Below are 20268 nucleotides of genomic sequence, written 5' to 3' on the forward strand. Positions count from 1 at the left end.
GCCGTGCGCGGGGCGGCCGTCAGCGGATGGGCATGCCGGCCAGGGTGCGGGCGATCACCAGGCGCTGAATCTCGCTGGTGCCCTCGAAGATGGTGTAGATGGCCGCGTCACGGTGCATGCGCTCCACCGGGTACTCGCGGGTGTAGCCGTTGCCGCCGAGGATCTGGATGGCCTGGCCGGTGACCTTCTTGGCCGTCTCGCTGGCGAACAGCTTGGACATCGACCCCTCCGCGGAGGTGAACTGCTTGCCGGTGGTCGCCATCCAGGAGGCGCGCCACACCAGGAGCCTCGCGGCGTCGATCTGGGTGCGCATGTCGGCGAGTTGGAAGGCGACGCCCTGGTTGTCGATGATCGGGCGGCCGAACTGCTCGCGGGTCTTCGCGTAGTCGAGCGCGACCTCGTAGGCGGCGCGGGCGGTGCCGACGGCCATGGCGCCGACGGCCGGGCGGGAGGCCTCGAAGGTGGCCATCGCCGCGTTCTTCACCCTCTCGCCGCCACCGGCCTTCGCCCGCTCGCGGGCCCTCGCCAGCCGCTCGTCCAGCTTCTCCTTGCCGCCGAGCAGGCAGCTGCCGGGGATCCGGACGTCCTCGAGGACGACCTCCGCGGTGTGCGAGGCGCGGATGCCGTGCTTCTTGAACTTCTGCCCCTGGGACAGGCCGGGGGTGCTGGGCGGAACGATGAACGAGGCGTGGCCCTTGGAACCCAGCTCGGGGTCGACGACCGCGACGACGACGTGGACATTGGCGATACCGCCGTTGGTCGCCCAGGTCTTGGTGCCGTTGAGCACCCACTCGTCCTTGGCCTCGTCGTAGACGGCACGGGTGCGCATGGAGGCGACGTCGGAACCGGCGTCCGGCTCGGAGGAGCAGAAGGCGGCGACCTTGACATCACTGGCGTCGCCGTACATCTGGGGGATCCAGGTGCCGATCTGCTCCTCGGTTCCGTTGGCGATGACGCCGACGGCCGCGAGGCCGGTGCCCACGATCGACAGGGCGATGCCGGCGTCACCCCAGAACAGCTCCTCCATCGCCATGGGGATGCCGAGGCCGGTGGGGTCGAAGAACTGCTGGGCGTAGAAGTCGAGGGAGTAGATTCCGATCTTGGCGGCCTCCTGGATGACCGGCCAGGGGGTCTCCTCACGCTCGTCCCATTCGGCAGCGGCCGGACGCATGACGTCCTTGGCGAATCCGTTCAGCCACTCACGGACCTGCTTCTGGTCGTCGTTGAGATCGAGCGTGAACTCGGTCATGTCCCCTCCAGCCCTACAGCGCCCACCAGCGCGTTACTTGCGGTAACGAGAGTCTGTTACCGGTAAGTAGCATCTGTCAACCGACCCCACCGGATCACGTATCCGCGCAGGTGGGTGTTACCTTGCGCGTCACGCATTTCGCAAGGGCGGGGAGAGACCAATCATGGAGACCACCAACCAGCAGCGGTCCGGGGACCAGCGGCGACGGGAGCTGCTCGAAGCGGCGGACCGGGTGGTACTCCGCGACGGACCGCAAGCCTCGATGAACGCCATCGCCGCGGAAGCGGGCATCACCAAGCCGATTCTCTACCGTCACTTCGGGGACAAGGGCGGGCTCTACCGGGCCCTGGCCAAGCGGCACACGGACTCCCTGCTCAGGGCGCTGCAGGTGGCTGTGGACGCGGACGTCGACCGCCGCGAGCGGGTCGCGGGCACGCTCGACACGTATCTGGCGGCGATCGAGGCGCGGCCGCAGGTGTACCGCTTCCTGATGCACCCGGCGGAGGACACCCAGCCCTCGGAGGCGGGCTTCGACGTGGGCCGCCACTCGGCGCCGCTGCTGCGTCGGCTCGGCGAGGAGCTGGGCACGGTCATCGCCGACCGCGTCGACCTGGGCCCGGGAGGCGACCTGGTGGCCCGGGTATGGGGCCACGGCATCGTCGGCATGATGCACGCGGCGGGCGACTGGTGGCTGGGAGAACGGCCGTGCTCGCGGGCGGAGTTGGTGGCGAGCCTGACGGACCTGCTGTGCGGGCGACTGTTCGCGGTCGAGGACCGTGTGGGGGGACCGGGGTTCTAGCGGGACGTGTTCCCCCACCCCGCCCCTTCCCGAACCGGGCAGCCCCCGGCGGCCTTGTTGCCGCCCTGACGGCCGTATACAGCGCTCCGCCCGGCGGCCGTGCGCAGGGGTCCGTGTGCCGCCTGCGGCGAGCCGTCCCCCCACCCCGCCCCTTTCCCGAAACCGGAGCAGGCCCCCGGCCCCGTCCCGCCCTGACGGGCGGTGCAACGCGCTTCGCGCGGTGGCCTCGAACTCCCCCTACGGCCTGGCCGCGGTGGGTGTTCCCAGAGCCGGGCCGGATTCGCCGCTGCGGGGCATCTTCAGCCTCGCCGGCGTTTGAGGCGCGGGGGTCCGGGGGCAGCGCCCCCGAATACACCGCGCGGAGCGCGGTACGGGTCCGGGCGGAGCCGGTTGTGGGGAGGGCGGGTGGGGAAAGGCCCGCCGCAGACGTCACGCGTCACGCGTCACGCGTCACGCGTCACGCGTCACGCGTCACGCGTCACGCGTCGCGCTCCCGCAACCGCAGCCGCCCCACCCGCTCCGGCGTCCCCCAGGACGCCTTCCGTGCCGCCCGCGCCAACCGCCCCCGTCGCCACGGCGTCAGCCGGTCCGCGTACACCAGGCCGTCCAGGTGGTCGCACTCGTGCTGCAGGCACCGGGCGAAGAAGCCGGTCCCCTCCACCCGCACCGGTTCGTCGTCCAGCGTCACACCCTCGACCACCGCACGGTCGAAGCGTTCCGTTCCGGCCTCCAGGCCGGGCAGGGACAGGCAGCCCTCCGGGCCGCGGACGGTGACGCCGTCCGCCTCGACCAGCCGGGGGTTGACGATGTGTCCGAGGTGGCGGACGTCCTCGTCGTCGGGGCAGTCGTACACGAAGACCTTCAGCCCCACGCCCACCTGGTTCGCGGCGAGGCCGACCCCCTGCGCCGCGTACATCGTCGCGAACAGGTCCTCGACGAGTTCCGCGAGGCGCGGGCCGAAGTCGGTGACGGTCTCACAGGGAGCGTGCAGCACCGGATCCGCGAGCAGGCTCATGGGCCTCACGCGTCCGGTACTGCCGGGGATCGTCCGGTTTCGCATGGCGTCAGAGTACGTTCCCCCCGCGTTCGTGCGTGACCTCCACCTTTTCCGACGGTGCCGCGGTACGGGCCGTCGGCCGGAGCTGGATAGGCTGAGTCCGGACCAATGCAAGGAGGATCAAGGACGATGTCAGGCAACTCGGAGCCCCTGACGCCGCGAGCCAAGCTGGCCGTGACGGCGGGCAAGGCCGCGGCAGCGGTGTCCCGCGCCGCCGGGCGAGGCAGCGGATCGGTGATCGGCGGCCGGGTGGCGCTCAAGCTCGACCCCGATCTGTTGGCGAAGCTGGCGCAGCACCTGGACGTGGTCCTCGTCTCTGCGACCAACGGGAAGACCACGACCACCAGGCTCATCGCGGAGGCCCTGCGGGCCAGCGGCCCGGTCGTGTCGAACGCGCTCGGCGCCAACATGCCCGCGGGCATCACCTCGGCCCTGGCCGGCGGCTCGGACGCCCGGTTCGGTGTGATCGAGGTGGATGAGAAGTACCTCGCCGGTGTGGCGAGGGACGTGACACCGAAGGCGATCGCGCTGCTCAACCTCTCGCGGGACCAGCTCGACCGCGCGGCGGAGACCCGGATGCTGGCCGAGAAGTGGCGTGAGGGGCTTTCCGGCTCGAAGGCCATGGTCATCGCCAACGCCGACGACCCGCTGGTCGTGTGGGCCGCCTCCTCCTCCCCCAACGTCGTCTGGGTGGCCGCCGGCCAGGAGTGGAAGGACGACGCCTGGTCCTGCCCGTCCTGCGGCGGTGTGATGCAGCGCCCCGGGGACGACTGGTTCTGCGGCGAGTGCGGTTTCCGCCGCCCCGCCCCGAGCTGGGTGCTGAGCGGCGACCACGTCATCGACCCGCACGGCAGCGCCTGGCCGATCCACCTCCAGCTGCCCGGCCGTGCCAACAAGGCCAACGCCGCCACCTCCGCCGCCGTCGCCGCCTGCTTCGGTGTGCCGCCGCAGGTCGCCCTGGAGCGCATGTACCAGGTGCAGGCCGTCGCCGGCCGGTACGACGTGGTCTCCTTCCTCGACCGTGACGTACGGCTGCTGCTGGCGAAGAACCCGGCCGGCTGGCTCGAGACGTTCTCGCTGATCGACCCGCCGCCGACGCCGGTGATCCTCTCCGTCAACGCCCGCGGGGCGGACGGCACGGACACCTCGTGGCTGTGGGACGTCGACTACACCCGGCTCGCAGGCCATCCGATCTTCGTGATCGGCGACCGCAGGCTCGACCTCGCGGTCCGGCTCGAGGTCGCGGGTCTGGACTTCCGGGTGTGCGAGTCGGTCGACGAGGCGGTGCAGAGCGCCCCGCCCGGCCGTATCGAGCTGATCGCCAACTACACGGCCTTCCAGGACGTGCGCCGCCGCGTCGGCAACTGACCGCGGACGGACGGAGAGGACTGATGAGAATGAGTGACAGCAGCCTGCGTCTGGTGTGGGTCTACCCGGATCTGCTCAGCACCTACGGCGACCAGGGCAACGCCCTCGTCGTGGAGCGCCGTGCCCGGCAGCGCGGTCTCGACGTGATGCGCATCGACGTGCGCAGCGACCAGCCGGTGCCGACGTCCGGCGACATCTACCTGATCGGCGGCGGCGAGGACCGTCCGCAGCGGCTCGCGGCCGAGCGGCTGCGCCGCGACGGCGGTCTGAGCCGGGCGGCCTCCAACGGCGCCATCATCTTCTCGGTGTGCGCCGGTTACCAGATCCTCGGCCACGAGTTCATCAACGACCTCGGCGAGCGCGAGCCCGGCCTCGGCCTGATCGACGTGGTCTCCACCCGCGGAGAGGGCGAGCGCTGTGTCGGCGACGTACTGGCCGACATCGACCCGAGGCTGGGGCTGCCCCAGCTGACGGGCTTCGAGAACCACCAGGGGATCACCCATCTCGGCCCGACGGCCCGCCCGTTCGCCCGGACCGTCTTCGGCCGGGGCAACGGCACGGGTGACGGCACGGAGGGCGCGTACAACGACACCGTCTTCGGCACCTACATGCACGGCCCCGTCATGGCCCGCAACCCGCAGATCGCCGATCTGCTGCTGAAGCTGGCCCTCGACGTGAACGCGCTGCCGCCGACCGACGACCGGTGGTACGAGGCGCTGCGCGCGGAGCGGATCGCGGCCGCGACACAGCCCGCCTGACGGCCCTTCCGCTCACCCGAGCACCCATTCTGCGGCCCCTTCGCTCAGCTGAGCGGAGGGCCGTGGAGGCGGTCCCACCAGGCGGACGCCCGTTTCGCCAGCCGCCGTCGTACGCCGGTAGGGTGGCCCGGAATCAACCGGACGACGTGGTCCGGGAGTCCGCCCACGTTGTAAAGGTTTTCGGGCAATGCGCATTGGTGTGCTCACCTCCGGCGGCGACTGCCCCGGTCTGAACGCTGTCATCCGTTCCGTCGTGCACCGTGCCGTAGTCGACCACGGTGATGAGGTCATCGGCTTCCACGACGGCTGGAAGGGCCTCCTGGAGTGCGACTACCGCAAGCTCGATCTGGACGCGGTGGGCGGCATCCTCGCCCGCGGCGGCACCATTCTCGGCTCCTCCCGGGTACAGCCCGCGCATCTGCGCGACGGTGTCGAGCGGGCCAAGGGCCATGTGGCCGACCTGGGTCTCGACGCCATCATCCCGATCGGCGGTGAGGGCACCCTCAAGGCCGCCACTCTGCTGTCCGATGCGGGGCTGCCGATCGTGGGCGTGCCCAAGACCATCGACAACGACATCGCCTCGACCGACGTCACCTTCGGATTCGACACCGCCGTCGGTGTCGCCACCGAGGCCCTCGACCGGCTGAAGACCACCGCCGAGTCGCACCAGCGGGTTCTGATCGTCGAGGTCATGGGCCGGCACACCGGCTGGATCGCGCTGCACTCGGGCATGGCGGCCGGCGCGCACGCGATCGTGGTGCCTGAGCGTCCCTTCGACATAGAGGAGCTGACGAAGCGCGTCGGCGCCCGGTTCGAGGCGGGCAAGCGGTTCGCGATCGTGGTCGTCGCGGAGGGCGCGAAGCCCCGCGAGGGTTCGATGCGCTGGGACGAGGGCGGCAAGGACATCTACGGCCACGAGCGCTTCGCGGGCGTGGCCCGTCAGCTCTCGGTGGAGCTGGAGGAGCGGCTCGGCAAGGAGGCCCGTCCGGTGATCCTCGGACACGTCCAGCGCGGCGGTACGCCCACCGCCTACGACCGCGTCCTCGCGACCCGGTTCGGCTGGCACGCGGTCGAGGCCGCGCACCGCGGCGAGTTCGGCATGCTGACGGCGCTGCGCGGCACGGACATCGTGATGGTGCCACTGGCCGAGGCCACCCAGACGCTCAAGACGGTGCCCGCCGAGCGCTACGACGAGGCCGAGACGGTCCTCTGACCCGGCCCGTCAACGGTACGGATCAAAACGAACCGCCCCCGGTCGCAGCGTCGGCCGGGGGCGGTTCTACTCTGGTGCGAGCAAGCGGACAACCCGTACGAATCACCAGTGCGGATCGGGAAGCCCTCCGGGAGTGGACAGATGGATCACAGCGGGCACGGCATGACGACGGACCTGCCGCCGTTCACGCTGGGGCGGGGGCTGGAGTTCTCACCGGACCTCTTCTTCCTCGTCGGCTGCCTGGTGGCGCTCGGTCTCTACGGCTGGGGCGTCGTGCGGCTGCGCCGCCGGGGTGACGAGTGGCCGGTGAGCCGGACCGTGTGGTTCACCGCCGGTGTGCTGAGCGTCGCGCTGATGATGTGCACCAAGCTCAACGACTACGGCATGGTCATGTTCAGTGTGCACATGGTGCAGCACATGGTGATCAGCATGCTGTCGCCGATCGTGCTGCTGCTGGGCGCCCCGATCACCCTCGCCCTGCGGGCACTGCCGGTCGCGGGCCGCGGCCGCAAGGGGCCGCGCGAGGTGCTGCTGATGCTGCTGCACAGCCGCTACATGCGGATCGTCACCCATCCGGCGTTCACGATCCCGCTCTTCATCGCCAGTCTGTACGGGTTGTACTTCACGCCCCTGTTCGACTTCCTGATGAGTTCGAGGACCGGCCACATCGCGATGATGGTCCACTTCCTCGCGGTCGGCCTGGTGTTCTTCTGGCCGATCATGGGTGTGGACCCGGGGCCGCACCGGCCCGGCTATGTGATGCGGATGCTGGAGCTGTTCGCCGGTATGCCGTTCCACGCCTTCTTCGGCATCGCGCTGATGATGGCGACGGAACCGATGGTCGGTGCCTACCGCAATCCGCCGGCCTCGCTCGGCATCGACGCGCTCTCCGATCAGAACGCGGCGGGCGGGATCGCCTGGGCGTTCAGCGAGATCCCGTCCGTGGTGGTGCTGCTCGCCCTGGTCTTCCAGTGGTACCGCTCCGACCAGAGGCTGGCCAAGCGCAGGGACCGGGCCGCGGACCGGGACGGCGACAAGGAGCTCGAGGCGTACAACGCGTACCTCGCGTCGCTGCAGGCCCGCAGCAGGTAGTACTCGCGAAACACTCGCGACTCGTCACCGGGCAGTAGCGCCGGGCCCCGGTCCGGGGGGACGATTGTCCTCGACGGCCCCCGCCGTCGAAGGAGGGCGCACATGTCCGGTTCGACGAAGACGATGGGTGTGCTGACCGTCGGGGCCCTGGTGGTCGTGACGGCGTACACGGCGGCACTCGGCGGCAGCGGCTGGCTCTGGTTCGGCTGGGTGGTGCTCGGGATGGTGACCATCGGCCTGGTCGCCTCCAAGGGCACCTGAGGCCCACGCCCGCGGCCGGTGCCTCGACCGGCCCGCCAGGCCCGGGTCCCTCGGGTCTCAGGGGTCCGTCCGGACGGGGCCCGTCCGAGCCCGTCCGGGCCGTCCGGCCCCGTCCGGTCAGAAGCGGAAGACGGCTCCGGTCGCCACCGCGAGCTCGCAGGCGTTCGGGAAGGTCTTGTGCCAGGCGGTCGGCCGCCCCCGGAACGCGCCGGTGGCGCTGACCGTGACCGGGTCGTACTGCTTGGTGCACGGGTGGCGCTCGCCGGTCAGCCGGTCCATGTCACCCCTGGCGGCGTCCAGTGCGGCACAGGCGGCAGCGGCCTCCGGATGCGGACCTGCGGGCACGGGGCTGCAGTGCAGCAGCACTCCGCGGATCCAGGTGTTCTCGGAACCCGACACGGTCAGGAACAGGCCCCGCGACGGCGACGGCTTCCCCGGCCCGCCCTCGTTTTCGGGACCGGCCGCCGCCGACGCCGAACTGGACGGCACGGCGTCGGGCGCGGGGGACGCGGACGACGCCGTGGCGGGGAAGGCCACGGCGACGGCGACTAGAGAGGCTGCGGCGAAGGCGGCACTGCGGTGCATCCGGTGCTCCTGGCGGGGAAGCCGACTCGCGGCCGGCACGGCTGGTCCTGTCCGGCGGATCAGGGTCGGACACGCCCATAGAGCACTCTCCGGCGACGGCGCGGCGCAGTGCGCCGCGCCGTCGGTTAGCACGTACGGGTGCGCCGTGTTGCGCCGTACGGCGTCGCCGGGCGGCGCCCCGCCGTGGTCGCCCCGTACGGCGGCGCCGAGCGTGGGCGCCGCCTACCCCGCGCCGTCGGACGGCAGGGATCGCGCCGCTTCAGCTGCCGGACAGGGCGAGGGTCAGCCCCGCACGCTCGAGGCAGTCCGCGATCACCGCGGCCTCGCCGTCGTCCAGACGCCGCATCGGGGCGCTGACCGCGTTGGTGGCGATCACGCCGAGCAGGGTCAGCGCCGTCTTGAAGGCGCCGATACCGGCCGCGCTCGCCGAGGCCGTTCCCGGCCGTGCCGCCCGCACGATGTCGAAGAGGGCCACCAGCCGGTCCTGCTCCGCCTTCGCGGCCGCCCAGTCGCCGCGCACGGCCGCCTCGTGGAGCCGTACGTACCCGTGCGGGTCGACGTTGCCGAGGCCGGGCACCGCGCCGTCCGCGCCGCCGAGCATCACGGCGTCAACGACCAGTTCGTGTCCGGTCAGGGCGGAGAAGCCGGGCAGCTCCCGCGCACCGAGGACGAGCCGGCGGAACGAACCGTCGTCACCGCTGGAGTCCTTCACTCCGGCGAGCACCCCGTCCGCCGCGAGCCGGAGGAGCATCTCCGGTTCGAGCTTGCTGTGCACGCAGACCGGCACGTCGTAGGCGAGGAGGGGCAGGTCGACGGCTGCCGCGACGTGCCGGAAGTGCCGTTCGATCTCGGCGGCGTCGGTGCGGGTGTAGTACGGCGCGGTGGCCACCACTGCGTCCGCGCCGAGTTTCTCGACGCTCCGGGCCCGCTCGACCGCACGGTCCGTGGTCGTCTCGATCGCCCCGACGACGACGGGGACCTGGCCTCCGGCGGTGCCGGTGACGATCCGTACCACCTCGTCCTGCCGGTCGGGGGTGAGATAGGCCGTCTCCCCCGAACTGCCCAGTGTGAAGAGGCCGCTGACGCCGGCACCCAGCAAGTGGCCGACCAGTCGCTCGAGCGAGGCCCGGTCGATGTCGCCGTCGTCGGTGAGCGGGGTGACCACGGGCGGGATCACACCGGAGAAGCTGGGGTGGCGGTCGTTCCCCTGGCGGGCCGGCTGCGCCTGTCGGTCGTTCACGTGGTGCTCCCTGCTGCCGTCGTCCGCGCGGACGACCGGCTCTCGGCCGGCCGGCTCTCCGACGGATCGTTCCGGGACGGCCGGTTCTCGGACGGATCGTTCTGGGACGGCTGGTTCTCGGACGGCTGGTTCTCGGACGGCTGGGGGTGGACGCAGTGCCAACGGTGTTCGCCCGATCCCAGGGTCTGGGCCGGGAAGACGGCGGCGCACTCGTCGTCGGCCTTCCAGCACCGGGTGCGGAAGGGACACCCGGTGGGCGGATTCGTCGCGGAGGGCACCGCCCCCGTCAGCACGATCCGCTCGGTCGTCTCGAGCAGGCTCGGCGTCGCGGAGAGCAGGGCCTCCGTGTACGGGTGCCTGGGCGCCCGGGTGACCTGGGCGGCGCGGCCCTCCTCGACGATCCGGCCGAGGTACAGAACGGCGAGCCGGTCGGCGATGTAGCGCATGGTCTGGATGTCGTGCGAGATGAAGACCATGCCGAGGCCGAGCCGTTCGCGCAGCTCGACCAGGAGGTTGAGCACCTGGGCCCGTACGGACACGTCGAGAGCGCTGGTGGGTTCGTCGGCGACGATCAGCTCGGGTTCGAGAGCCAGGGCCCGGGCGATGGCGACCCGCTGGCGCTGGCCGCCGGAGAGCTGGCCCGGCAGCGCGCCGAGGGTGTGGCCCGGCAGGCCGACCAGATCGAGCAGTTCCTCGACGCGCTCCTCGCGCTCCTGCCGCGTGCCGCGGCGGTGGACGTCGAGCGGGTCGCGCAGGATCTGGCGTACGGACAGCCGCGGGTTGAGCGCGGTGGACGGGTCCTGGAAGACGACACCGACGGCGGAGCCGAAGTCGGTGCGCCGTTCGGCGGCGGACATCCCCCACAGGTCGCGCCCGCGGAAGACGACTTCCCCCTCGGTGGGGCGCTGCAGGCCGGTCAGGACGCGGGCGAGGGTCGACTTGCCGCAGCCGGACTCGCCGACGAGGCCGACGATCTCACCGCGGTCGACGTGCAGCGAGGCGTCGGTGAGGGCGTGGACCGAGTCCCTGCGCCAGATGCCGCCGCTGCGGGCCTTGTGACGTACGTGCACATGGTCGAGCCGGATCACAGGGCACTCCTCTCCAACTGGGCGGCGGCCGCCGGGTGATGGCAGGCGAAGCCGTGGTCGTCTCGTTCGCCGCGCCCGGTGAGGGCCGGCCTGGTGGTCTCGCAGAGCTCGGTCGCCGCCGGGCAGCGGGACGCGAACCGGCAGCCCGCACCGAAGCCCCTGGGTGCGGGGACGACGCCGCGGATCTGGTGCAGCCGCTGGGCGCCGGCCTCCAGCGAGACGACCGAGCCGAGGAGTCCTCGGCTGTAGTGGTGGGCGGGGTCGCCGAGTACGGAGCGGGTGCCGCCGATCTCGGCGATCTGGCCCGCGTACATGACGGCGACACGGTGCGACAGGTCACCGACGAGGGCCAGGTCGTGCGAGACCAGGACCATGGCGAAGCCGAGCTCGTCGCGCAGTTTCACCAGGAGTTCGACGACCTGGGCCTGGACGGTGACGTCGAGGGCGGTCGTCGGCTCGTCGGCGATGAGCAGCCGGGGGTCGCGGGACAGCGCCATGGCGATCAGGACGCGCTGGCGCTGGCCGCCGGAGAGTTCGTGCGGGTAGCTGCGCAGGGTGCGCTCGGGTGACAGGCCGACCAGCTCGAGGAGTTCGGCCGGGGTCTTCGTACCGCCGCGCGAGGTGAGCTGCCGCAGCTGGGTGCCGACGAGCACGGACGGGTTCAGGGAGGAGAGCGCGTCCTGGTAGACCATGGCGATCTCGGGGCCCATCAGTTCCCGCCGCTGCCGCGGGTTCAGGGACAGCAGGTCACGGCCGCGGTAGAGGATCTCGCCGCTCACCTCGGCGTTGCGGGCGAGCAGGCCCATGACGGCGAGGCTGGTGATGGACTTGCCGCAGCCCGACTCGCCGACGAGGCCGAGCGTCTCGCCCTCGCGGACGGTGAAGGAGATGCCGCCGACGACCTGGGTGTCGCCGTAGCGGTCGGGGAAGCGAATGGCGAGGTCGCGTACGACGAGGAGTTCGGTCGCGTCCTCCCGTACCGGGGTGATGGTGGGCTCGGTGGCCTCGATGCGGGCGGCGAGTTGCGCGAGCGACGCGTCGACGGCGGCGGTGTCCTCGGCGACCGCGACGGTCTTCGTGGCCGGGGCGGCGGCCGGCGTGCCCTGGCCGCCGTCGCGGGGCTTGTCGGGTGCGGCGGAGGCGTCGGTCATGCCCTCGGAGAGGATGTTGAGCGCCAGGACCGTGACCAGCAGCGCGAATCCCGGGAAGAACGTGGCCCACCAGCCGCCGGCCAGCAGAATCTGCCGGCCGTAGGCGAGCACGCTGCCCCAGCTGGGGTCGGGATCCTGAACTCCCGCTCCGATGAAGGAGAGACTGGCCTCGAAGATGATCGCGTCGGCGACCATGACGGTGCTGAACACCATGACGGGCGCGGCGCAGTTGATCGCGACGTGGCGCGCGACGATGTAGCCGCGGCGGGCGCCGATGACCTTCTCCGCGGCGACGTAGTCCTCGCCGTACTGGGAGAGGACGTTGGCGCGTACGACGCGGGCGAGCGACGGGGTGTAGACGAAGGCGATCGTGAAGATGATGACCGGGATGCTGGTGCCGAACACGGCCACCAGCACCGCGGCGAGCGCGATCGGCGGGAAGGACATCACGATGTCGAGGGTGCGCATCACCGACTCGTCACCGAGCTTGCGCGAGGTGGCGGCCAGCGAGCCGAGCACCGCGCCCACGACGAGGGCCACGGCCGTCGCGCCGAGTCCGATGATCAGTGAGTAGCGGGCGCCGTGCACCACGCGGGCGAAGACGTCGCGGCCTGCCCGGTCGGTGCCGAACCAGTGCTCGGCGCTGGGGCCCTGTACCGGAGTTCCGGTGGCGAGCGGGCTCTGGGTGAGGAGCGGGGCGAGTACCGCACCGAGGACGACGACGAGCAGGACCGCGAATGCGACCTTGGAGGTGGTGGGCAGTGTCCTGAAGTGGACGCCGGGGCGGGAGAGTTTCTTGGCGAGTCGGCCGGGGGCGAACATCTCACACCGTCCTGATGCGCGGATTGACGAGCAGGTAGAGCAGGTCGACGATGACGTTGACGACGAGGAAGGCGATGGCGATCATCAGCACGGTTCCCTGGACGAGCGCGGTGTCGCCGCCCGTGACGCCTTCGAGGATCAGCTTCCCCATGCCGGGCAGGTCGAAGATCGCTTCGATGACGACGGCGCCACTGAGCAGGTAGCCGACCTTGATGCCGAGCACGGTGAGCGGGGTGACGAGGGCGTTGCGCAGCACGGAGCGCACCACCAGGAACGGCGGCAGGCCGTTTCCGCGGGCGGTGCGCACGTAGTCGCGGTCGAGTTCGGCGACCATCGAGGTGCGTACGAGGCGGGCGAGGGACGCCGCGACCGGTACGGCGAGGGAGACGGCGGGCAGGGCCATGGTCCGCAGCCAGCCGGTGAACGAGTCCGCGGGGTTGGTGTAGCCGCCGGTCGGGAAGACCGGCATGTTGAGCGCGAACTGCTGGATGAGCAGCACACCGAGCCAGAAGGACGGAATGGCGACCCCGGCCATGGAGAGCACGCGGAACACCTGGTCGGGCCAGCGGTCCCGGTACATCGCGCCGGTCACGCCGAGCACGACGGCCAGGATCACGGCGAGGGCGAGTCCGAGGATCGTCAGCTGGAGGGTGAGCGGGAAGGCGGCGGCTATCCGGTCGGCGACCGGCTGGCCGGGCGGCACGGTGACGCCGAGGTCGCCCTGGAGCAGCTGCCCGAGGAAGTTGATGTAGCGCAGGGGCAGCGGATCGTCGAGGCCGTGCGCGGCCGCGAAGGCGGCGCGGGCCTCGGGGCTCGCACTGTCGCCGAGTGCGTTGTACGCCGGGTCGACCGGCGAGAACTGCATGACGACGAAGACGAGCAGGGCGATACCGAGGATCATCACCGGCATCATCGCGAGACGCCGCAACGCGAGCCGGAGGAAAGCAACCATGGTCGGGTTCCTAGGAGTTGGTCGGCCGGACCGGGTGCCCGCCCGTCAGGAGGCGGGCACCCCGGCCGGTCATGGAGCCGGTTCAGGCGCGGCCGACGTCGACGAACGACAGGCCGGTGGTCGGCAGCGGCTTGAATCCGGGCAGGGCCTTCTCGTCCCAGGCGGTGGGCAGCTTGCGGTGCAGGATCGGGTAGAGGGCGGCCTCGTCGGCGACGAGGTCGGTGATCTGGCCCCACAGCTGCTTGCGGACGCCCTCGTCGGCGGCCTGGGCGGCCTTGTCGAGCAGCGTCTTCACCTGCTTGTAGGCGGCGGAGCCGCTCCAGCCGTAGCGCTTCTCCGGCCAGAAGCCGTAGTAGAACCAGCGCAGCAGCAGGTCGGCGTCGTTGCCGAAGACGGACGGGTCGCCGGGGGCGACGAGGACCTCGAAGTCGCCCTGGTCGACCTTGGCGTACTGGGCCGGGGACTGGGCGATGTTGAGCTTCACCTTGACGCCGATCTCCTCCCAGCTCTCCTGGATCAGCGGGGCGATGTCCTTCACCCAGCCGGTGTCCGTGGTGAGCACGGTGAAGGAGAGGCCCTTCACGCCGGCGTCGGCGAGGAGCTTCTTCGCCTTGGCCACGTCGCGCGTGTAGACGGTGGCGGCCTTGTGGTAGTCCGGGTGGGTGGACGGCACATAGCCGGTGGCGGGGGCCGCGTTGCCGACCAGCGCGGTCGAGATGATCTTCTCGGTGTCCAGGGCGTAGTGCAGCGCCTGGCGCACCCGCTTGTCGGCGAACCGCTTGTCGGCGGTGTTGAACATCAGGAAGAGCAGTCCGAAGGACTGGACCGACTCGACCCGGTGCTTGGCGGCGAGGCCCTTGATGTCGATGTACGGCACGTCCTCGATGGCCTGGACTCGGCCGGACTGCATGGCGCTGACCCGGGCCGAGGGGTCCGACATCAGACGCCAGATCATCTTCTTGGCCTTGGCGGGCCGCGGACCGTTGTACTTGTCGTACGCCTCGAAAACGATCTTGTCCTCGCGGGTGGCGGAGACGAAGCGGTACGGGCCGGTGCCGACCGGCTTGGCGTCGAAGGCCTTGGCGTCGGCGCCGGCGATCTTCCTGGGCACGATCCGGACCACGGATATGCGCGAGGGGAAGAGCGCGAAGGGGTACTTGAGCTTGAATTCGACAGTGGCCGGGTCCACGGCCGTGACCTTGTCGACGAACGGCACGAACTGCGCCATGAGGGAGGCGTTCGCGGGATCGAGGACGCGCTCGAAACTGAAGACGACGTCGTCGGCGGTGACCGCCGAGCCGTCGTGGAAGGTGGCACCCTTGCGCAGGGTGGCACGGTAGGTGGTCGCGTTGATCTTCTTCGGCATCTCGGTGGCGAGCGCCGGCCGGGCCACGAGGGTGGCCGGGTCGAGGTCCACCAGGCCCTCGAAGATGTGCATATTGGCGGCGTAGGGGGTGGCACCGGATGTGATCATCGGGTCGAAACCGGTGGACAGGGCGTAGGAGAGGCCCGCCTCGATGGTGCCGTTGCCGTCGGCCTGCGCCGCGCCGCCGCCGGTCGACGCCGGCCCTCCGCAGGCGGACAGGCCCGCCGTGATCGCCGTCGCGACACCGATGGCGCTGGTGTATCGCAGGAAGGTGCGGCGCTCGACGCCGGCTGGTCTCCGCTCGGACACGGGTCCTCCAGGCAGGAAAGAGAATGAGGGGCGGGATGCGGGAAACTGGTCGCTCTGTGACGAGCATCCATCAGACGTCAGATGTCCGATGCCTTGATAGCGTTGGAACGTAGCTTGACAAACGAGAGGGGTCAAGAGGTGGGGAGTTCAGACATGCCGGGCGCACGGGTCGGCCGGCAGCTGCTTCGGCAGGAAGTCGTCGACGGGATCAAGCGGTACATACTGGAGAACAAGCTCCGCCCGGGCGACCCGTTGCCCACCGAACCCGCCCTCTGCGAGGCTCTCGGCGCGAGCCGGTCGAGCGTCCGCGAGGCGGTCAAGATCCTCAACGCGCTCGACATCGTCGAAGTACGCCACGGGCACGGCACCTACGTCGGCCGGCTCAGCCTGTCCGCCCTGGTGGAGAGCCTCACCTTCCGTGGACTGCTCAGCCCCGACGACGACTTCCAGGTGCTGGCGGACCTGGTGGACGTGCGCGAACTCTTCGAGCGCGGCATGGCCGACCGGATCGTCTCCTCACTGAGCTCGTCCCAGCTCGACACCCTCGACGACCTCGTCGAGCGGATGCGGCAGGTCGGCGCGGGCGAGAGCGAGAGCTTCGTCGAGGCCGACCGCGCCTTCCACGCACTGCTGGTCGCACCGCTCGGCAACCAGCTGATCGGGCAGCTCTCGCTGGCCTTCTGGGACGTCTACTCGATCGTCGCCCCGCACCTCGACGGCTTCACACACGCCGACGAGACGGCCACGATCGCCGCACACCAGCGCATCGTCGACGCCGCCAGGTCGAACGACGTCCCCGGCTTCACCAAGGCTCTCGGCGACCACTACGCCCCGGTGCGACGCCGCATCGCGGAGGCGCAGGCCCGCCGGACCTAGGGTCCGTGGCGAACGTCCCGCCCGGCCCGCGGGCGGACGGGGCCGCTTTCGCGACACGCCCTGGCGGACCCCGGCCGGCCCGGCACCGGCCCACTCCGGGAGGGGAACCCGACCGCGACCCTTGACGACCGCCCACGGTGGTCCTTAGGGTCCGTGTCACAACAGGACATCTGACGTCTGCTGTCAGGTCATCCTCTCGTTGCACTTTCCTCTTCGTCCCTGGGGCTTCTTTCATGCCGTTGACCGACCTCTCACTCGCCGACTGCCTGGCGATGCGGCCGGAACTTCCCGAGCCCGCGGACCTCGACGCCTTCTGGGCGAAGACGCTGCGGGAGGCGGCCGCCGCGGCGGGTGACCCGGTCTTCAACCGGATCGACAACGGCCTGGCCCACGTGGACACCTACGACGTGACAATTCAGGGCTACGCCGGCCAGCCCGTACGCGGGTGGCTCCACCTGCCCGCCGGCACGGCGCAGCCCCTCCCCTGCGTGGTGGAGTTCCTCGGGTACGGCCGCGGGCGCGGCCTGCCGCACGAGCAACTCCTGTGGTCGACCGCCGGGTACGCCCATCTCGTCATGGACACCCGCGGCCAGGGCTGGTCGACGGCCGGGGGCGACACCCCCGACCCCTGCGCGGTCACCGGCGCCGTACCCGGATTCCTGACCCGCGGCGTCGAGAGCCCGGAGGACTACTACTACCGGCGGCTGTTCACCGACGCGGTGCGCTTCGCCGAGGCCGCACGGTCGCACCCGGCGGTCGATCCGGACCGGATCGTCGTCACCGGGATCAGCCAGGGCGGCGGCACCGCCCTCGCCGTCGCCGGCCTGGTGCCGGGCCTCGCGGGCGTGATGCCCGACGTCCCGTTCCTGTGCGACGTCCGGCGCGGTGCGGAGGTCGCGCCGAGCCCGCCGTACACCGAGATCGCGGAGTACCTGAAGCTGCACCGCGATCGCACCGAGACCGTCTTCACGACCCTCTCGTACTTCGACGCCGCACTGCTCGCCACACGCGCCACCGCTCCCGCGCTGTTCTCGATCGCCATGATGGACGACATCTGCCCTCCGTCCACCTGCTTCGCGGCGTACCACCAGTACGCGGGGCCGAAGGACGTACGTGTCTACGAGTTCAACGGGCACGAGGGCGGCGGCGGTCACCAGCAGCGGGCACAACTGGCGTGGCTGCGCGAGCTGTTCGGCGGCACACCGTCCGTCTAGGGGTGCCCCGGCGCGCGCCGCCGGCCATCCCTGGCTCGCCGCTCCCCTTCGGAGGCATCCTGTGCGCAGACGTTCCCTGCTCCTCGCCACCGGCACCACGGCACTGGCCGCAGCACTGGGCGGCCGGGCCGCGGCCGCCGCCGGCTCCCCGCCCCTGGTGGACCACACCACACCCGTGGACCTGGACGGCACCGGCTACGTGGACCTGTCCGCCGACGCCGCCCGGGTCGCCCGCCTCAACACCGGGACGATTCTCGTCACCTTCCGCACCACCAGCCACCGTCAGGCGATGACCCTGCTCAGCGCCTCCAACCCGGCAGAGCCGTCGAGCAACATCACGCTGAACCTCAGTGCGGGCTGCGTCCAGTGGTCGGTGCGCGAGAACGGTGCCGTACTGATCGACGTCAGGACCCGCACCCGGTACGACGACGGTGCCCTCCACACCGCCGCCGTCACCGTCGACGGCACCCGCACCACCCTGTGGGTCGAAGGACGGGCCGTGTTCACCACGCAGCAGCGGTACTTCTTCAGCGCCGTGGGCGGACTGGACGCCCTCGGAATAGGGCGCAACGTCGACAGCGACCATCCCGGCGGCGAGTGGTTCTACACCGGCAGGATCGAGCGGGCGGCCGTGTGGGACCGGTCGCTGGGCGAGGCGGAACTGGGCGCGCAGAGCGTCCGCGTGGACGTCCCGGACATGGGCCGCATCGCCACGATCCTGAACAGCGACACTCCCGCCACCTGGCTCTTCACCGGCGACAGCATCACCCACGGAGCCCTGCACACCCACGGATGGCGCTCCTACCCGGAGCACTGGACGGAGCGGGTCCGCTGGGAGCTGGGCAAACCGAAGAACCGCGACTTCGTGATCGACACCGGGGTCAGCGGAGCCACCAGTGCCGATCTGATCAGCGAGTTCGACCGCCGGATCAGGGCGTTCTCGCCACAGGTGGTCTCCGTCATGATCGGCACCAACGACATCGCCACAGCCGGTCTCGACCCGGAGACCTACCGGCAGAACCTGCTGCGGCTGGTCCGCTCCATCCGCACGCTCCCCGGCACGCCGCCCGTGGTGCTCCAGTCACCCAACCCGGTGGACCCCGCCCGCTGGCCGGGCCGGGTGGGCCTCGACCGCTACGCGCAGGTCATGGGGGAAGTGGCCGAACAGGAGCGGACCGTCTTCGTCGACCACTACCGGCACTGGACGGCCGGCGGCCAAGTGCCCCTCGAACTCCTTGCCGACGGGCTGCACCCCGACGAGCAGGGCCATCTCCACCTCGTGCACAAGATGATCCGGGATCTGCGCGTCTTCGACGCCGACAGCAAGGTCTGCTCGCTCGTCATCCCGTAACCGCGCCGCCCTCCCACCCCCCACTTCCGAAACGAGGACCCGTTCATGCAGCGCAGAATGCCGTTGGCCGTGCTGTCCACCGCGATGGTCGTACTGAGCACCACCGGTGTGGCCCACGGAGCGGAACAGCCCGCACCGGGCGTGCTGTACTCCCAGGACATCGCCACCCAGGGCGCCGGCTCGCCCTACTACCGCATCCCGGCCCTGACGAAGACGAACGCGGGCACCCTCCTCGCCGCGTACGATGCCCGGCCCACACTCGCCGACCTGCCCGGCGACCTCTCCGTCGTGGTGCGGCGCAGCACCGACAACGGCGTGACCTGGCAGGCGCAGCAGGTCGTCCGCAAGGAGGCCGCGCCCAAGGGCTTCGGCGACCCGAGCCTGCTCGTGGACCGGGAGACCGGCCGCGTCTTCGTCTTCTACGCGGCCTCCGTGAACCAGGGCTTCTTCGGCTCCGCGACCGGCAACGACGAGAGCGACCCGGACGTCCTCCAGGCCGACTACAGCTACTCGGACGACGACGGGCTCACCTGGAAGCACGAGCGGATCACCGCGGAGATCAAGAACCCGGCATGGGCGGGGATGTTCGCCGCCTCCGGCGAGGGCATCCAGCTGCGGCACGGCACGTACAAGGGCCGGCTGATCCAGCAGTACGCCATCCGCAACAACGGCGCCAACTACGCGGTCAGTGCCTACAGCGACGATCACGGCGCCACCTGGAAGATGGGCAACCCGGTCGGTCCCGGCGGTGACGAGAACAAGACCGTGGAGCTGTCCGACGGGCGGATCATGCTCAACAACCGCTCCAGGCCGTACCGTACGGTCGCCCACTCGACGGACGGCGGCGTCAACTACACCCCCTTCCAGCAGGACACGGAGCTGCCGGACCCGGCGAACAACGGCTCCGTCATGCGCTTCGCGCCGAACGTGGACGCGAGTCATCCGCGGGCGAAGTGGCTGATGTTCAGCAACACGGCCACCACCGACAGCCGCAGCAGACTCACCGTCCGGCTGTCCTGCGACAACGGCGTGAACTGGCCGGTCAAGAAGGTCGTCGAGGCGGGCTCCGCCGCGTACTCGACGCTCACGCCGCTCAGCGACGGCACCAGCAGCAATCCCCGGACGGGCATGCTGTGGGAGCGGGACAACTACCGCCACATCACGTACTCGTCGTTCGACCTCCAGTGGCTCGGCGGCGTGTGTGCCCCGGTCACCGTCACGCCGCCGGCCTCGCTCCCGGCGGGGAGGACGACCGAGGTCACCGTGCGCGTCGTCAGCCAGAACGATGTGGCGCTGCCCGGCGGCTCGGTGTCGCTCAGTCTGCCGGCGGGCTGGAGCGCGCCGACGGTGGCCGTGCCCGCGCTGAACCCCGGCCAGGGCGCGAACATGAAGATCCCGGTCACGGTCCCGGCGAACGCCGCCGCGGGCAAGGTCCCCTCGACGGCGACCTATCTGGTGCGCGGCTGGCAGCGCTCGTACGGGGAGACCTCCCTGACGGTCACCGCTCCGTAGCGCAC

General features: G+C 70.8%; 18 protein-coding genes. 10 read left to right on the forward strand and 8 right to left on the reverse strand.

All coding sequences use genetic code 11. The annotated features are described in order from the left end of the window. Positions 1–19 precede the first annotated feature (19 nt). Positions 20–1249, reverse strand: a complete 1230-nt coding sequence (locus tag ACFYV1_RS29765; protein WP_389398705.1) for an acyl-CoA dehydrogenase family protein — start codon at positions 1247–1249, stop codon at positions 20–22. 163 nt (positions 1250–1412) lie between these two features. On the opposite strand from ACFYV1_RS29765, the gene ACFYV1_RS29770 reads away from it, so the two are divergent. Next, entirely contained in the window at positions 1413–2048 is a 636-nt protein-coding gene (locus tag ACFYV1_RS29770; protein ID WP_389398706.1) for a TetR family transcriptional regulator, read from the forward strand. 478 nt (positions 2049–2526) lie between these two features. Here ACFYV1_RS29770 and def read toward each other — a convergent pair whose 3' ends face one another. Beyond that, positions 2527–3108 carry a peptide deformylase gene (def, locus tag ACFYV1_RS29775; protein ID WP_389398707.1) on the reverse strand — a complete coding sequence of 194 codons (582 nt, stop codon included), beginning with the start codon at positions 3106–3108 and terminating at the stop codon, positions 2527–2529. A gap of 126 nt (positions 3109–3234) precedes the next feature. Here def and ACFYV1_RS29780 point away from each other — a divergent pair, with 126 nt between their 5' ends. The 5 genes from ACFYV1_RS29780 to ACFYV1_RS29800 all read left to right on the forward strand — a co-directional run bounded on the left by ACFYV1_RS29780 (position 3235) and on the right by ACFYV1_RS29800 (position 7797). Beyond that, the gene (locus ACFYV1_RS29780; RefSeq protein ID WP_389398708.1) at positions 3235–4473 is read left to right on the forward strand and encodes a MurT ligase domain-containing protein; all 1239 of its coding nucleotides are present in this window, start codon (positions 3235–3237) and stop codon (positions 4471–4473) included. 29 nt (positions 4474–4502) lie between these two features. After that, positions 4503–5231, forward strand: a complete 729-nt coding sequence (locus tag ACFYV1_RS29785; protein ID WP_389398709.1) for a type 1 glutamine amidotransferase — start codon at positions 4503–4505, stop codon at positions 5229–5231. A gap of 187 nt (positions 5232–5418) precedes the next feature. Continuing rightward, complete coding sequence (locus ACFYV1_RS29790) at positions 5419–6444, forward strand: 6-phosphofructokinase (RefSeq protein WP_389398710.1); 1026 nt, start codon at positions 5419–5421, stop codon at positions 6442–6444. Between the two features lie 141 nt (positions 6445–6585). Next, on the forward strand, positions 6586–7536 hold the full coding sequence (locus tag ACFYV1_RS29795; RefSeq protein WP_389398712.1) for a cytochrome c oxidase assembly protein: 951 nt from the start codon (positions 6586–6588) through the stop codon (positions 7534–7536). Positions 7537–7638: 102 nt separating this feature from the next. Beyond that, positions 7639–7797 (forward strand): hypothetical protein, encoded by a 159-nt coding sequence (locus ACFYV1_RS29800; protein WP_389398713.1) that lies wholly within the window; start codon positions 7639–7641, stop codon positions 7795–7797. Positions 7798–7914: 117 nt separating this feature from the next. Here ACFYV1_RS29800 and ACFYV1_RS29805 read toward each other — a convergent pair whose 3' ends face one another. From ACFYV1_RS29805 to ACFYV1_RS29830, 6 genes are all read right to left on the reverse strand, one after another. Then, positions 7915–8382, reverse strand: coding sequence for an SSI family serine proteinase inhibitor (locus ACFYV1_RS29805; RefSeq protein ID WP_389398714.1), 468 nt, complete (start codon positions 8380–8382; stop codon positions 7915–7917). Positions 8383–8641: 259 nt separating this feature from the next. After that, positions 8642–9622, reverse strand: coding sequence for a dihydrodipicolinate synthase family protein (locus ACFYV1_RS29810; RefSeq protein ID WP_389398715.1), 981 nt, complete (start codon positions 9620–9622; stop codon positions 8642–8644). Beyond that, positions 9619–10710 (reverse strand): oligopeptide/dipeptide ABC transporter ATP-binding protein, encoded by a 1092-nt coding sequence (locus ACFYV1_RS29815; RefSeq protein ID WP_389398716.1) that lies wholly within the window; start codon positions 10708–10710, stop codon positions 9619–9621. The genes ACFYV1_RS29810 and ACFYV1_RS29815 overlap by 4 nt, the downstream gene beginning before the upstream one ends. Continuing rightward, positions 10707–12683: a dipeptide/oligopeptide/nickel ABC transporter permease/ATP-binding protein gene (locus ACFYV1_RS29820; RefSeq protein ID WP_389398717.1), complete on the reverse strand. Its 1977-nt coding sequence runs from the start codon at positions 12681–12683 to the stop codon at positions 10707–10709. Before ACFYV1_RS29820 ends, ACFYV1_RS29815 begins: the two co-directional genes overlap by 4 nt. A gap of 1 nt (position 12684) precedes the next feature. Further along, positions 12685–13635, reverse strand: coding sequence for an ABC transporter permease (locus ACFYV1_RS29825; RefSeq protein WP_389398718.1), 951 nt, complete (start codon positions 13633–13635; stop codon positions 12685–12687). Between the two features lie 82 nt (positions 13636–13717). After that, positions 13718–15310, reverse strand: coding sequence for an ABC transporter substrate-binding protein (locus ACFYV1_RS29830; RefSeq protein ID WP_389398719.1), 1593 nt, complete (start codon positions 15308–15310; stop codon positions 13718–13720). A gap of 153 nt (positions 15311–15463) precedes the next feature. Here ACFYV1_RS29830 and ACFYV1_RS29835 point away from each other — a divergent pair, with 153 nt between their 5' ends. The 4 genes from ACFYV1_RS29835 (at position 15464) to ACFYV1_RS29850 (ending at position 20263) form a co-directional block, all read left to right on the forward strand. Continuing rightward, positions 15464–16186, forward strand: a complete 723-nt coding sequence (locus ACFYV1_RS29835) for a FadR/GntR family transcriptional regulator (protein ID WP_389398720.1) — start codon at positions 15464–15466, stop codon at positions 16184–16186. Between the two features lie 233 nt (positions 16187–16419). Then, positions 16420–17400: an acetylxylan esterase gene (locus ACFYV1_RS29840; protein ID WP_389398721.1), complete on the forward strand. Its 981-nt coding sequence runs from the start codon at positions 16420–16422 to the stop codon at positions 17398–17400. 61 nt (positions 17401–17461) lie between these two features. Beyond that, positions 17462–18751: a GDSL-type esterase/lipase family protein gene (locus ACFYV1_RS29845; RefSeq protein ID WP_389398722.1), complete on the forward strand. Its 1290-nt coding sequence runs from the start codon at positions 17462–17464 to the stop codon at positions 18749–18751. 45 nt (positions 18752–18796) lie between these two features. Next, positions 18797–20263: an exo-alpha-sialidase gene (locus tag ACFYV1_RS29850; protein WP_389398723.1), complete on the forward strand. Its 1467-nt coding sequence runs from the start codon at positions 18797–18799 to the stop codon at positions 20261–20263. Positions 20264–20268: the final 5 nt, after the last annotated feature.

This window comes from Streptomyces sp. NPDC003023, from assembly GCF_042888225.1.
Lineage (GTDB): Bacteria > Actinomycetota > Actinomycetes > Streptomycetales > Streptomycetaceae > Streptomyces.